The sequence below is a fragment of the Salinicoccus halodurans genome (genome assembly GCF_900114445.1).
Classification (GTDB): domain Bacteria; phylum Bacillota; class Bacilli; order Staphylococcales; family Salinicoccaceae; genus Salinicoccus; species Salinicoccus halodurans.
On sequence record NZ_FOTB01000001.1, the window covers coordinates 33,885 to 49,414 of the forward strand.

Consider the following 15,530-nt stretch of genomic DNA (forward strand, 5'->3'; position numbering starts at 1 on the left):
GCTTCCTCAGCTTCACGTTGTTCCGCAGCTTCCTGCTCAGCAATTCTCTGCGCTTCGGCTTCTTCCGCTTCACGTTGTTCTGCAGCCTCTTGCTCAGCGATTCTCTGTGCTTCGTCTTCTTCTGCTGCGACTTCCTCTTCAGTAGGTTCTTCTTCAACCGGAGGTGCAGCTTCTTCAGTTGCTTCCTCTACAGTTTCCTCTTCAACGCTTTCTTCAGCCGGAGCTTCTTCCTGAGTCACTTCTTCAGCTGTCTCTTCCTCGGCAACTGGTTCAGATTCAACAACTTCTTCAGCTGTTTCTTCTTCGACAGCCGGCTCTTGTTCTACAGTCTCTTCCTCAACAACTTCTTCAGTTGCCTCTTCTTCAGTTGCTTCCTCTGCTGTTTCTTCTTCAGCGCTCTCTTCAGCCGCTTGCTCTTCGGCTTCAAGCTGTGCAGCTTCTTCAGCTGCCTGACGTTCTGCCTCTTCAGCAGCCGCCTGTTCCTGAGCTTCCTGTTCAGCGATTCTCTCTGCTTCAGCTTCCTCGGCCGCTGCTTGCTCCTCAGCCTCACGTTGTTCCGCTGCCGCCTGCTCTTCAGCTTCAGTATCTTCTTCAACAACTTCCTGTTCCTGTGCAACAGACGCATCAGGATTTACATTCAACACCTGGGAAGGGTGGATGAGGTGATCAGTAATGCCGTTTATGTTCATCAATGTGCGGTAGCTCATGCCGAACTGGCTGGCTACGCTGCCCAATGTATCGCCCGGTTTAACCGTATATGTGTCAGCGTCAGTATCAACTGGCGCCGCCTCTTCAGTTTCAGTCTCAGCTTCGACAGGTTCTTCCGTCTCTTCTGCAGCTTCAACTTCCTCAGCCGGCTCAGCTTCCTCGACTTCTACCGCCGTAGCAGCAGGAACCTCGACTGCAGGCTTTTCTTCAACTTCAGTTTCTGCCGCAGGTTCCAGTGTCTGTGCAGGTGTCTTCACCTCAGGCACCGGTGCCGGCTCGTCGCTTTCACCGATGGTAAGTTCCTGGTTCACCAGGATGAGGTCGGAACTCAGATTGTTCCATTCCTTCAATTCATCAACCGTAACGTTGTGCCTCAAAGCAATGCCCCATAAGGCGTCACCGGACTTAACCTTATATGTAATGGCCTCTTTTTGTTCATCAAGCTCAAGTGTCTGATTTACTAAAATTAAATCTGAAGTCAGATTGTTGTATTGCTTCAGCTGGTCAACCGTCAGATTGTTGTCGTTGCCGATCTTCCAGAGGGAATCTCCCGGCTGGACTGTGTAACTCTTGGCAGATGCATCGTCGGATAATCCATAAGCTGAAATTGCTGCTGTTGCTGTGAGTGCAGTAACTAATTTTTTCATAGATTGTTTATCCCCCAGATATGTTTAGTTTTACGCGTAACTTTATCAAATTTTCAAATTACTATAACACTTTACATACTAACAAAGTTAGAAATAGGAATAAGCAATGTAACACGATTGTAATATAAATAAAATATAATATTCATATTAGCGAAGAAAATTTACTGAAATTAAATGTTTGGGAAGATGAAAACCCCATCCTGCCATATCTTTCTTTGGCAGAACGGGACGCTCACCGCACCCCAGAAAGTCTGTAATATACCTCATGAGGTATAAAGATATCAAAAGACCTCAAGCTGTCAGAAAGGGTGGTCAAAATGAACTTTGCAGAACAATATGCCCGAAAAAGGGGAGCAGCAGACCCTGATTTCAAAGCCTTGCCGGGGAATCCGGTTAATGCACAGAATCACGAGCTGAGAGCACAATTGATCCAACTGAGGCTCAGTCTGGGACTGACCCAAAAAGAATTTGCAGATCTTACCGGAGTTCAGCAGTCACTGATTTCCCGGCTGGAAAACGGCAATCAGAATATCACTATAGGAAGGCTGCAGAATATACTGGTAAAGACGGACACCGGCGCTAAATTGAAAATAGAGACAGATGAACATGAGTTGATTTCCCATTAAAAAAGCCCGTACGGGCTTTTTTAATGAAGAAATATTATTTTTAATAAATGTTCAACCTGTTCCATTTATTCTTATATCAACTTCTTCTTCGTAAACTTGTTCCTCAACCATCTCACCGTCAGCATGATACCCATGAGTATACCGAGATACCCGAGCAGCGGGTAGACAAAATTCACGAGATCCACGAATCCGACCAGACTCAGTACATAGCGACGACAAGTGCAATCACCAGCGCCACTTTATACTTCCGGCTGTAAGGTACCCAGATCCGGGCACAGAAAAAACCGAATAATGGACGTTTTTATTCACTGTCCATTATTCGGGTTATAGTTCATCCAGGAAGACCTTTTTACTCACTTTAGAAGATAAAAGTCACTAATAAGAAGATCACTGAAGTTTGTATGAACAAATAGATCATAAATACTTTTCAGTCGATTTTTAAATTATTTATAAACTTTTGACCAATATAGTTGAAGAAAAATACGATTAGAAGAATCAAGAAATAGTTCAAAACATAACTCATATAAATAGCCCTTTTCTCTAAAAATTAAAATATAGTATAAAGTATTTCATTTCATATACTGACTTTAAAGAGAAGGGTTTTACTTATCAAAATGTTTATTGCTTATTGTCTGTCTTCTCCTGGCAAACGTTGTATTGACACCAGAAACACAAGCATTAGAAAAAAATTCCAAAAGGAGCAGGAATAGACTCATAAAGAGTACATTAAATATAAGGTTCTGAGAATTAGGTAAAAAATTAGAAACCAGATTAGTGATTTTGCATGTTTGTTTTTATTTTCTTTTTGGAATTTTATTATGCCAAAAATAATTATTGCTGGTAAGATTATATAACCTATTAAAATGTGGTCTAATAGAATACTTAAGATTTTCAAACCCTCCTTTTGTTTAATGATTTATAGATATAAATTGTGTTTGGAATTAGCTTCTCTAATGCATTTGTAGTTCATATAGCCATAAACTGTTATTAAGCCAGGGACAGTAACTGATGCGCTTTTTTTTGCAAGTTCTGCGGCTGCTTTTCTAATTCTTTTTTTATGACTTGGTATTGAGGGTGGTCCTTTAATTCTTGTTCTAATTGCTTTTCATTAATTAGAGTTGTTCCATCTGCTTGCACAATAGAACTTTTATCCAGTGCTTTTAAAATTACTGCTGCTTCTTCTGTTTCTAAATTTTGTGTGTCTGATGATATATTTGCCGAGGTACTCATTGGTACCAGACTAGTAAAGATTAATAAAAGAGATAAAGTGAAAAAAGTTGATTTGAAAAGTGAATTTTTAAAATCCATGTGTGAATTTCCTCTTTATGTATGCTTCTATAATTGTGTCATTCTTTTCTTGTGAAATACAGTAGGTGGGTAAATTCTTTACTGAAACTTAACATAAAAATAGTATTATTATTTTACTTTTAATTTAAGTCTATTGTTCGAGTATAAACGAGTTTTTTATCTTGATACGAAGATTAGAACTATAATTATTTGAAGTGATTGAATGGCTGGGAGCCAGAATGAAAAAATCAATTCTCTTTAACTAGATTTCCATTACTACTCTATAAGTCACTACTCCTCCTGATATAAAACCTCTAAACGAACCCCATCTTCTCTTTTATTTTCAATAGATTTAATATTGTAATATTTTTCTCCTCTTTCCACAGGTCCAGTATACGGAGATGGAAATCATGTCCAAAGGCTGAATCTTCTCGTAATCATCTTTTCACTTTGCGATGATTACGAATGTTATAAACAATAATTCTTAAGTACTTCTGATTTATATTTATTAGTATCCATGACTCAATTCTGTTGGTATGGGTCTTTAAGCGCAATTGTAGAGATTATAAAGGAACGCACGCCCGCTCGAGCCACCATTCATTTAGATCAGGGCTGGCACTATCAGAAGAAGCTGTAATCACGAACGATTAAAACAAAAATTGGCTGGAACAGTCCGGTCGAATACCGAACAGACTCCAGCCAATCTGACTCATAATATAAACGCTAACTTTTGGGACTAACCATCAAAAACTCAACTTTAGGGTGTATGCATTGCATATCAGAAGTACATTAAACTAATGGTGAACACAGTACAATGTGTACCCATTCCTTCTATATCAACTTCTTCTTCGTAAACTTGTTCCTCAACCATCTCACCGTCAGCATGATACCCATGAGTATACCGAGATATCCAAGCAGTGGATAGAAGAAATTCACGAGATCCACGAATCCGACCAGACTCAGTACATACCCGACGACCAAAGCCATCACCAGCGCCACTTTGTATTTCCGGCTGTACGGCACCCAGAACCGGCTCAGGAACGGATACAGCATGCCGACTGCGGTATTGTAGATGATCAGCAGCATGACGATCGTCAGCACCAGGTGCAGCACGGGATGGATCTCATACGCAAGCATCAGTGTAGGCAGGTCCGCCTGGCTGGTCTTGTCGAACTTCGATACGAGCCCCGCATTCATCAGCATCATCAGCACAAGCAGGATCACACCACCGTACATGCCGCCGCGGCGGGCGACTTTATGTGTGGACTGCGCGCCGACGATCGACAGGATACTGAACGCCATCGCAATCACGATGCCGCTGTATGTGATGGCCTCGAGCCACCATATGCCGGTCGGCGTCTTACTCAGATCTGCAATTTCATTGATTTCACTGAACGAAACCGTCGGCGTCATGAAACTGTATACCGCAATGATCGCAACAATCGCAATCAGAAACGGTGTAACGAATCCGAGTGCCGTCAACATCTTATCAAACCCGAGCGTCAGCGTGATCATCACCGCAAACATCATGACGAGTGACCCGAGCCATGCCGGCACACCGAAGCTCTGCTCAAGCGCCGAGCCCCCGCCCGCAAGCATGATGATCATCACACCGTACAGGAAGAATATAAGTATGTAATCGACGATGCGGCCGAGCGTATCGCCGAACATTACCTTGATCGGCTCGAGATGCGACTCCGCATCCAGCACATGGCCGAACTTCGCCACCTGCCGGCCCAGAAACATGATCACCACAGCAGAAAGCAGCACAGCCCAGTAGCTCATCGTGCCGAAGTTACTGAAGAACTGCAGTATCTCCTGCCCCGTCGAGAAGCCCGCACCGAGGACCACCCCGACATAGGCAAAACCGATTTTGATGGATTCCTGTTGTCCTTTACTCAAACAATCAACTCCGAATTTTAGTTTCTGATTTACATAAGTAAGTCGTCAAACACAAAACGAAAAAGATACAGAACCCGATGGGAGGCGTGGGCAATCTACAGAGGCAACGGGGCATAGAGAGGATTCGGGGCACGACCATCATTTGAAAAATTATTCACAAGTACATATTAAAACATAATGACGGAATCCTGTCAAAACGGTGAAACAGAATGACGCATACCGTTCAGCACACAATCACAAGCCTTTTTAAACACATCGTGTTATCATATCCTTTCATATGAAAGGGACTGAGACCATGGATACACAAAAAATGAAGCAGGCATTCATGTCCCACGAAGGCCTGATATTCACACTGATGTTCACACTCATCTTCATCGTGACCAATCTGATCATGATCGACTACAGAGGACTGCAAAGCCTGATTACCAACATGGATCCATTCACGATCCTGACGATGGGCGCAATATTGACCTACCTATATAAAAATTCAAAAATCACTTTTTCAAGGAATAAAAACCTGTTTCTCATTGTATGGGGCCTGTATATACTGTCCATTTTCGCCAGCATGCTGGTGGAGAATCACTTCGCCTGGACAGAAGCTATTATATGGATACTGCTTTCGGTAATGTTCCTATATAAAATACCGCTCGAGCTGATCATGTATATCACAGCCGGCGCACTGATCAGTCTGCCGTCGCTGCTGATGGCGGACATCACATTGAACGAATCTGGTTCAACGCTCGTTCTCGTCTTTGCGGCGGGGCTGATCTTTATGCCGAAGACGAACCGCGCGATGATGTGGTACGTGCTGCCGTCACTGGCACTGCTCGTCATCATTACGACAAGCCGGACCGCGATGCTCGTGTATCTGCTGGTGACGGTCGCACAGTTTGCCTATATCAACATATACAGGACGAATAAGAAACAGAGGAAGAATTTCCTGATCGCGATGGGAATCTTCATGCTGGCACCGCTCATATTGTTCTCAAGACAGCTGTACAGCTATTTCATCCAGGGAAGCTTCGGTGGGGCGGGCGTAGATCTCGACAGACTCACCTCCGGCAGATGGGATCCCTGGCAGACGGTCATCGCCAACAGCCGTTGGTTCGGGCAGGGACATGACTACGTCGATTTCACCCATCTCCTGCACGTCCATAATATTGTGTTCGACACACTCGGCAGGTACGGCATACTGACCATGGTATTGTTTATCGCTCTTCTATGCTTAACAGTTCTTATCTCCATTTTCTCGACAAGAAGTTTCAATATTACACTCTTCCTGATTGCTTTCATCTTGACGGGAATGTTCGAGTACAATTATCTGTTCATGTTCGTATATTTCTCACCGGTCGTATTATTCTTTGTTATTACTGGCTTTATAATTAATCAGAAAGACTTCAGATCATAATAATCTGAAGTCTTTTTTAGTGTGATAAATAAACTATTATTTCACCGCGATTTCTCAGTAAATTATTTATTTCATTTTTTTATATGAATAATGAAATAAAAAGAAAATTCAATAAGTTAGAATGATTTCATTTAAAAGAGAAAGCTGAAAAATGGTCCTATGATATAAATCATTAGAAATCCTATAACCACTGAAATGACAGCAATAGGGAATTTATGTAAATGACTTATGAATGTACTTGCATCAATGCATAAAGTTTAAAAGTATACTAATTGACTATATTTGACTTTTTACAGTTTCAAAATATTTCCTGAAAAAATCTGAAAAAGGGTATATTTAATATTTGTAAAATGCTATAATCCTATGTGATTGAAATTACATAATGTAACCCAATATCAGTTTGGCATGGAGGAAGCTCATGGAAGAAACATTGAATCTGGAAGATATTCTGGATGTGATCAAGAAGAACCTGATCATGATCATCAGTCTTACTTTACTATTTGGTGCACTGGCTGCATTTGCCACGGCACTGCTTATGACACCACAGTATGAAGCAAATACACAGATCCTGGTCAGCCAGTCGCAGGACAGTGATGCAGGAATCAACAACCAGGAAATACAGGCGAACTTGCAGCTGATCAATACATATCGGGACATCATCAAAAGTCCCACAGTTCTGGATGATGTAGTAGCAAACTTGAATCTTGAACAGACGACAGCGACTCTATCCAATCAGATTACGGTGAACAATCAGGATCAGTCACAGGTACTCACAGTAACAGTGACGGATGAAGTGCCGGAAAATGCGGAGACGATCGCCAACGAAGTGGGAACAGTCTTCCAGGAAAGAGTAGCGGAAGTGATGAGCGTGGATAACGTATCGATACTCGCACCGGCGGATATCGGAGACAACCCGTCACCAGTTTCACCACAGCCGCTGATCAATATCGCAATCGGCCTGATCCTTGGCGCACTGCTTGGTCTCGGAATCGCGTTCCTGAGAGCATTCCTGGATAAGCGCTTGACGACGGAAGAAGAAGTGGAACAGCATCTTGATCTCCCTGTACTCGGTACAGTGGCAAAATTTCATAAATAGGAAGGAGGACACACATTATGTTTGGCAAGAAAAACAAGCATCTGGATTATACATCCGGGCCGCGGGATCTGATTGTGGCAAAAGAGCCGAAATCCCCCATCAGTGAGCAGTACAGGACCATCCGCACGAACATTACATATTCGAGTGTGGACACACCGATAAAGTCAGTGTTGTTCACTTCTTCATTGCCGAGTGCCGGTAAATCCACTACGGCTGCTAACGTTGCGATTGCGTATGCACAGGCAGGTAAAAAGACACTGCTGCTGGATGCGGATCTGAGACGTCCGACAACGCACTATACATTTGAAATGAACAATCAGAAAGGATTGTCTACGGCAATCGTAAATGAAATGCCACTTGAGAATGTCATCAAGGAAACAGAAATAGAAAACCTGGATATCGTAACTTCCGGGCCGGTACCACCGAATCCCTCTGAACTGATTGCATCGAACAAGATGGAGCATTTCTTCAAGACCGTAACGATGCAGTATGACATGGTGATTGTGGATTCACCGCCAATTCTTGCGGTTACGGACGGACAGCTGCTCAGCAAACTCGTTGATGGAACGATACTTGTAACAAATGTGGAATCCAACAACAAAGACAGCCTGACACATGCCAAAGATCTGCTTCATAAGGCGGATTCGAATCTGATCGGTGTCGTCCTCAACAACAAGAAACAAAAAAGTTCAAAAGACAGCTACTACTATTATTATGGGAATGAAAAATAATGATAGATATCCATAATCATGTGCTGATCGGTGTTGATGACGGTCCGCAAAATGAAGATGAAGCGTTGAATCTTCTGAGACAGGCGATTGACAATGGAATTACGGACATCATAGTAACCCCACATCACTATAGTGGGGATTTCATTAACCCGAAAAGTAAAATAGTTACAAAAATGGCAGAAGTTACAGACATCATTGAAAAGCATCAGTTGAATATCAATATTTACCCGGGTCAGGAAATCCGTATTAACGGAGACCTGGTGAATGAAATTGAAACTGATGTGAATCTTCCGCTCAATCAATCGCAATACGTATTGGTTGAGTTTTCTTTTACAGAAATTGCGAGCTTTACTGAAAATCTGTTCTTCGATCTGCAGATGAAAGGCTATACGCCGCTGATTGCCCATCCGGAAAGATGTCGGCCGATGGCTAAAGATCCGAATAAACTGTATGAACTGATTGAAAAAGGGGCAATTGCCCAGATTACTGCCGGTTCTGTTTCAGGAGCGTTGGGAGAAGGTTTGCAGGAGACGAGCCTGAAGATGATAGAGCATAATCTGATTCATGTAGTGGCAAGTGATGCCCACCACGCGACCATGAGGCCGTTCATGCTGAAGGAAGCGTATGAAGTGATTGAAGAGAAGCTCGGATCAGAATATGTGGAATATCTTCAGAAAAATGCTGAAGCGATTTTGAATAACAAAGAGGTCAAAGTAAGGTCGCCGAAAAGGATTGAAATGAATAACAAGGGTGCTAAAAAGAGAAAGAAATTCTTAGGGTTATTTTAGAGGAAAGAAGTGTGTTGTGAATGGGAGCGAAAAAACGATATTTTCTCCTGCTGTTTATAGATTCAATCATAGTTACATTTTCGGTGTTTTTGGGTTATTACATCCTGGCGCCGTTTTTTCTGCAGTATACATGGCCTGCATTGGTAATTACGGCACTTATACTGCTGATCAGCCACCATATATATGCATATGTATTTAATCTTTACCATCGTGCGTGGGAGTATGCGAGTGTACGGGAGCTGATATCGATTACTCAGGCGGTCACGGCTTCGATTGTGACTACATACATATTGAATTTTCTGCTTTTCCAGACCACTTTTACCAGATTGATGCTTATCACATGGATGATGCATCTGATTTTAATTGGGGGATCAAGACTTTCCTGGAGAGTGGCTAGAAAGCAGATTGTGGGTAAGAATGCGAAGGATTCACGTCATAAGAAAACTTTGATAGTCGGAGCAGGTAAAGGTGGTTCCATGCTGATCAAGCAGATCATGGATACGCCGACGATGGAGATGAATCCGATTGTCGCGGTTGATGATGATCAGGCAAAACAGAGAATGGAACTGGCAGGCAGAGTTAAGGTTGAAGGGACTAGACAAGACATACAAAAACTCGTTGAAAAGTATGGGATTGAGAAAGTGGTTATCGCCATTCCTTCACTTACAAAAACAGAACTGAATGAAATTCATGAACACGCAAACCGTGATGGAGTAGAAGTTCTGACGATGCCTAACATAGATGATGTCATGTCGGGACGTGTGGAAGTCAATGCTCTCAAAAAAGTGGAAGTTGAGGATCTGCTTGGACGTGAACCTGTAGAGCTGGATTCGGAAGGGATTGAAGATCAGGTTAGGGATAAGACCATACTTGTTACAGGTGCCGGTGGAAGTATAGGGTCCGAACTGGTAAGACAGATTTCAAAATTCCAGCCACGACAAGTTGTACTGCTTGGTCATGGAGAAAACAGCATCTACACCATTTTGGAAGAAATGTCAGGTATCAAAGGGAATATTGAATATATCCCAATCATTGCGGATGTACAGGATCGAAAACGAATCTTTAAAATATTTGATAAGTACAAACCAAATATCGTATATCATGCAGCAGCACATAAGCATGTGCCGTTGATGGAGTATAACCCAAAAGAAGCCGTGAAGAATAATATTATTGGGACAAAGAATACGGCAGAAGCGGCTATAGAATATAAAGCTGAAAAATTTGTTTTAATCTCTACAGACAAAGCGGTGAATCCACCAAACGTAATGGGAGCAACAAAGAGAATGGCAGAAATGGTTGTACAAGTGTTGAATGGTGAAAGTGAACAAACAACGTTAGTGGCGGTACGATTTGGGAATGTGTTGGGTAGTAGAGGATCTGTAATACCTAAATTTAGAAAGCAGATTGAAGCCGGAGGTCCAATCACAGTCACTGATGAACGTATGACAAGGTACTTCATGACTATACCAGAGGCGTCAAGATTGGTTATACAAGCTGGTACGCTCGCAAATGGTGGAGAAGTATTTGTTCTCGATATGGGACAACCAGTTAAAATTGTAGATCTTGCTAGAAACATGATTAGATTAAGTGGTTATTCAGAAACAGAGATACAAATACAATTCAGCGGAATCAGACCTGGGGAGAAATTGTATGAAGAATTATTAAATGAAAACGAGATATATCCAGAGCAGATTTTCGAAAAGATATATATTGGAAAAGCAAACATATATAATAATTTTAATATTAATGAAATTATAAAAGAACTCTTAGGTTCTCAGGAGACTAAAAGTTCTCTGATGGAATTTATTAATAGAAGATAGGGGGATATTAATGGAAAAGGAAAAAGATGTCCTATTTTTATGTCAATATTTTTATCCTGATGCAGTGTCATCAGCTCAGTTGCCGTTTGAAACTGCTACATCACTATCAGAAAATGGTATCAATGTTGATGTTCTTGCAGGCTTTCCAAAGGAATATAACTCTTCAAAAAATGTTAAATCCAAAGAGAAGCTAAATGGTTTTAATATTAAAAGAGTAAAGTATTTACAATTAAATAGAAATAGTTTTTTAGGTCGTATTCTTAATTATTTTTCTTTTACCTTATCAGTATTTTTGAAATTCTACTCAATGAAAAATTATAAAATGATTCTTGTGTATTCAAATCCTCCAATTCTTCCATTAGTAGCTAGTTTATCTCAAAAAATTTTTAGAACTAAAGTAGCTTTCGTTAGTTATGATGTTTATCCGGAAATAGCATACCAAACTAAGTCTTTATCTCGGGATAGTATGGTTGGGAAAATTATGAAAGTTGTAAACAGTATAGTCTTTAATGATTCAATTAATGTAATTGCGTTATCTCATGAAATGAAAGAATTATTATTACAAAAGAGACAAGGTTTAAAAGAAGACAAAGTACATGTAATACCTAACTGGGACACTGCTGAAACTACCCGTGAAGATAATAAAAGTAATAGCAGACTTAAGCTAACTAGTTTAAAAGAAAATGGAAAGTTTATAGTATCCTATTTTGGTAATTTAGGTATCGCTCAAGACGTTGATACAGTTTTAGATACTATATATAAAGTTAAAAATCATTCTAAAATACATTTTATTTTTGCAGGTCATGGAAATAAAGTGGAAGAACTTAAGAAATACGTAAGGAATAATGGGATTTCTAATATAAGTATTTATGGTTTCCTTACAGGTGAAGACTTTGAGGAAGCCCTAAAGGTCAGTGATTTTTCCATTGTAAGCCTAGGAGAAAATTTAACTGGCTTGGCAGTCCCAAGTAAAACTTATACATATCTACGTGCAGCAACAACTGTCTTTGCAATTATGGATAAAGAAACAGACATAGTGCAGGATATTGAAAAATACGAGGCAGGTTTCCATATTCCTCATGGTGAGAGCCAAAAAATAATAGAAAAAATGGATATATTGATTCAAGATAAAAATCAATTAAATCAAATGAAAGATAATGCTGCAAATCTATATAAAGAAAAATACAAAAGAAAACTTAGTACTGATAAATATACTGATGTAATAAAATCTATTTTGAAGGAAGATACTAATGTTCGAAAATAAAGTATTACTTATTACAGGTGGAACCGGTTCTTTCGGGAATGCTGTACTCGACAGATTTTTAGAAACTGATATAAAAGAAATTCGAATTTTTTCTCGAGATGAAAAAAAGCAAGACGATATGAGAAAAAAATATAGAAATGAAAAAATAAAATTTCATCTCGGCGACGTAAGAGATAAGGATAGTGTTAAAAATTCAATGCATGGTGTTGATTATATATTCCATGCAGCTGCTTTAAAACAAGTGCCGTCATGTGAATTTTTCCCTATGGAAGCAGTTAAAACTAATGTTGTAGGCACTGAAAATGTAATAGATGCTGCTATCGAAAAAAATGTAGAAAAAGTGATTTGTTTATCCACAGATAAAGCGGCCTATCCAATTAATGCGATGGGTATTTCTAAAGCAATGATGGAAAAAGTCCTTGTGGCTAAATCTAAGACAGTTAGTTCTGAGGATACTTTGATATGTGGAACGAGATATGGCAATGTCATGGCTTCAAGAGGTTCAGTGATTCCTTTATTCATACAACAAATTAAAGAAGGAAAAGATATAACAGTTACCGATCCAAATATGACACGATTTTTAATGAGTTTAGAAGAAGCAGTTGAATTAGTAGTATTTGCATTTGAAAATGCTAAATCGGGAGATATAATGGTTCAAAAATCACCGTCATCTACTATAAAAGATTTGGCACAAGCACTTAAAGAATTATTCAATGCAGATAATGAAATCAAAATTATAGGGACACGGCATGGCGAAAAATTATATGAAACACTTTTAACAAGAGAAGAGTACTCAGTGGCTAAAGATATGGGTGGGTTCTTTAAAGTTCCCGCAGATTCCAGAGACTTAAATTACGATAAGTATTTTGAAGAAGGCGATAGACAATTATCAGAAGAAAGTGAATATAATTCTCATAATACAGAAATATTAAATATACCTGAAATAAAAGAAAAACTTTCTTCTTTACAGTTTGTTCAAGAAGAATTAAAAGGGTGGTCAAACAAATGAATATTTTGATTACTGGTGCAAATGGATTTGTGGGTAAAAATTTGTCTGCAGAATTAGAGCAAAATACTAACTATATAGTATATAAAATCACTAGAGAAACTACAGAAGAAACTTTTGAAGAATACTGTAAAAAAGCTGATTTTGTTTTTCACCTAGCTGGTGTAAACAGACCCAAAAATGAGAAAGAATTTATGACTGGTAATTTAGACTTTACAGTCAAGCTGGTCAACGAATTAAAAAAACATGATAATTTTGCGCCAGTTCTAATTACCTCTTCTATTCAGGCAGAATTAGATAATCCTTATGGAAAAAGTAAAAAAGCAGGAGAAGATATTGTTTTTGAATATGGGGGAAATAACAAAGTGAAAACCTTTGTATATAGGTTGCCAAACTTATTTGGTAAATGGTGTAGACCTAATTATAATAGTGTCGTTGCAACCTTCTCTCATAATATCGCTAATGGACTTCCAATTAGGATAGATAATCCAGATGCAAAAATCAAACTACTATACATTGATGATCTTATCAATGAATTTAAGTTAGCGATGGAAGATAAAGAAAAAAGAAATACTGAGGGATACTGTGAAGTAGAGAATGTTCTTGAAGTCACATTAGATGATGTGGTTAAAACTCTGAATTCATTTAAACAAAGTAGAGAAGATAAATTTATTCCTAATATGGAAGATTCATTTACCAAAAAACTATATAGTACTTATTTAAGTTATCTATCTGAGAATGATTTCAGTTATGAATTGAAAATGAATAAAGATAACAGAGGCTCTTTTACGGAATTTATTAAAAACGTTGATAGAGGACAAGTATCTATAAACATTTCCAAGCCTGGCATAACAAAAGGAAACCATTGGCATCATACAAAAAATGAAAAATTTTTGGTTGTTAGTGGTGAGGGTGTAATAAGGTTTAGAAAATATGGTGAAGAAAAAGTAATAGAGTATTTAGTGAATGGAAATAAGCTTGAAGTAGTCGATATACCAACTGGTTACACACATAATATTGAAAATCTTGGTGAAACGGATATGGTAACTGTCATGTGGGTTAATGAAATGTTTGATCCAAATAACCCGGATACATATTATGAGGAGGTTTAAAAATGAAAAAATTGAAGGTAATGACGGTTGTTGGAACGCGTCCGGAAATTATTCGTTTATCAGCAGTAATTAATAAACTTGAAGAATCTGAAGCAATTGATCATGTTTTAGTTCATACTGGCCAAAATTATGATTATGAACTGAATGAAGTGTTTTTTAAAGATTTTAATTTAAAGAAACCAGACTATTTCCTTGAAGCAGCAACTGGAATAGCAGTAGAGACAATAGGAAATATTTTAGTAAAAGTAGACCCTATCATGGAAGAGGTTAATCCTGATGCTTTTTTAGTTTTAGGGGATACAAATAGTTGTTTATGTGCCATTGCAGCAAAGCGGAGAAAAATTCCAATTTTCCATATGGAGGCAGGCAACAGATGTTTTGATCAAAGAGTCCCGGAAGAAACGAACAGGAAAATAGTTGACCATATTGCTGATATTAATCTTACATATAGTGATATTGCAAGAGAGTATCTTTTAAGAGAGGGACTGCCAGCAGATCAAATTATTAAAACAGGTAGTCCGATGTATGAAGTTTTAAATTCTAGAAAAGAAGATATTGAAAATTCTGAGATACTCCAGAATTTGAATTTAACAGAAGGAAAATACTTTGTTGTTTCGGCTCATAGAGAAGAAAATATAAATTCTGAAAAGAACTTTATCTCTCTAGTGAACAGTTTAAATGCAATTGCAGAAAAATATAACTATCCGATTATCATGAGTACGCATCCTAGAACACAGAAAATGATTGTAGAAAAAAACATTACTTTTAATCCTTTAATTAAAATCTTAAAGCCTTTAGGTTTTAATGATTATGTGAAACTACAAATGGCATCCAAAACTGTTTTAAGCGATAGTGGGACTATTAGTGAAGAGTCTTCAATATTAGGTTTCAAAGCTTTGAATATTCGAGAAGCACATGAAAGACCGGAAGCTATGGAAGAAGCTTCTGTAATGATGGTTGGAATGAATGAAGAAAGAATTCTACAAGGTATAAAAATAATGGAAACACAAAAAAAAATAGAAGTAGAGATTGTAAAAGATTATAGTATGCCGAATGTAGGAACAAAAGTTCTGAGAATTATATTATCTTATACAGACTATATTAATAGAGTAGTTTGGGGGAAATAATTTGAAAG

General features: G+C 38.8%; 13 protein-coding genes. 10 read left to right on the forward strand and 3 right to left on the reverse strand.

Going from position 1 to position 15,530, the window contains the following annotated elements:
• A partial coding sequence (locus BM271_RS00180; protein WP_074924516.1) for a LysM peptidoglycan-binding domain-containing protein occupies positions 1-1,355 on the reverse strand: 1,355 nt, incomplete at its 3' end.
• A gap of 317 nt (positions 1,356-1,672) precedes the next feature.
• On the opposite strand from BM271_RS00180, the gene BM271_RS00185 reads away from it, so the two are divergent.
• Positions 1,673-1,981, forward strand: a complete 309-nt coding sequence (locus tag BM271_RS00185; RefSeq protein WP_052749829.1) for a helix-turn-helix domain-containing protein — start codon at positions 1,673-1,675, stop codon at positions 1,979-1,981.
• Between the two features lie 987 nt (positions 1,982-2,968).
• Here the strand turns inward: BM271_RS00185 and BM271_RS00190 are convergent.
• Together BM271_RS00190 and BM271_RS00195 are read right to left on the reverse strand one after the other, a co-directional pair.
• Positions 2,969-3,289, reverse strand: coding sequence for a hypothetical protein (locus tag BM271_RS00190; protein WP_046789640.1), 321 nt, complete (start codon positions 3,287-3,289; stop codon positions 2,969-2,971).
• A gap of 810 nt (positions 3,290-4,099) precedes the next feature.
• Positions 4,100-5,170: a YkvI family membrane protein gene (locus BM271_RS00195; RefSeq protein ID WP_046789641.1), complete on the reverse strand. Its 1,071-nt coding sequence runs from the start codon at positions 5,168-5,170 to the stop codon at positions 4,100-4,102.
• 295 nt (positions 5,171-5,465) lie between these two features.
• Between BM271_RS00195 and BM271_RS00200 the strand changes: the two genes are divergently transcribed.
• The 9 genes from BM271_RS00200 to wecB all read left to right on the forward strand — a co-directional run bounded on the left by BM271_RS00200 (position 5,466) and on the right by wecB (position 15,522).
• Complete coding sequence (locus BM271_RS00200; RefSeq protein ID WP_234960346.1) at positions 5,466-6,578, forward strand: O-antigen ligase family protein; 1,113 nt, start codon at positions 5,466-5,468, stop codon at positions 6,576-6,578.
• A 418-nt stretch (positions 6,579-6,996) separates the two neighbouring features.
• Positions 6,997-7,674, forward strand: a complete 678-nt coding sequence (locus BM271_RS00205; protein ID WP_046789642.1) for a YveK family protein — start codon at positions 6,997-6,999, stop codon at positions 7,672-7,674.
• A 17-nt stretch (positions 7,675-7,691) separates the two neighbouring features.
• Complete coding sequence (locus BM271_RS00210) at positions 7,692-8,405, forward strand: CpsD/CapB family tyrosine-protein kinase (protein ID WP_046789643.1); 714 nt, start codon at positions 7,692-7,694, stop codon at positions 8,403-8,405.
• A complete protein-coding gene (locus BM271_RS00215; protein ID WP_046789644.1) occupies positions 8,405-9,193 on the forward strand; it encodes a tyrosine-protein phosphatase in 789 nt (262 codons plus the stop codon). The genes BM271_RS00210 and BM271_RS00215 overlap by 1 nt, the downstream gene beginning before the upstream one ends.
• A 20-nt stretch (positions 9,194-9,213) precedes the next feature.
• Positions 9,214-11,013, forward strand: coding sequence for a polysaccharide biosynthesis protein (locus BM271_RS00220; RefSeq protein WP_046789645.1), 1,800 nt, complete (start codon positions 9,214-9,216; stop codon positions 11,011-11,013).
• Between the two features lie 10 nt (positions 11,014-11,023).
• Positions 11,024-12,277 (forward strand): glycosyltransferase family 4 protein, encoded by a 1,254-nt coding sequence (locus tag BM271_RS00225; protein WP_046789646.1) that lies wholly within the window; start codon positions 11,024-11,026, stop codon positions 12,275-12,277.
• A complete protein-coding gene (locus BM271_RS00230) occupies positions 12,264-13,286 on the forward strand; it encodes a nucleoside-diphosphate sugar epimerase/dehydratase (RefSeq protein WP_046789647.1) in 1,023 nt (340 codons plus the stop codon). The genes BM271_RS00225 and BM271_RS00230 overlap by 14 nt, the downstream gene beginning before the upstream one ends.
• Positions 13,283-14,395, forward strand: a complete 1,113-nt coding sequence (locus BM271_RS00235; RefSeq protein ID WP_046789648.1) for a polysaccharide biosynthesis C-terminal domain-containing protein — start codon at positions 13,283-13,285, stop codon at positions 14,393-14,395. Before BM271_RS00230 ends, BM271_RS00235 begins: the two co-directional genes overlap by 4 nt.
• Positions 14,396-14,397: 2 nt before the next feature.
• On the forward strand, positions 14,398-15,522 hold the full coding sequence (wecB, locus tag BM271_RS00240) for a non-hydrolyzing UDP-N-acetylglucosamine 2-epimerase (protein WP_046789649.1): 1,125 nt from the start codon (positions 14,398-14,400) through the stop codon (positions 15,520-15,522).
• Positions 15,523-15,530 lie beyond the last annotated feature (8 nt).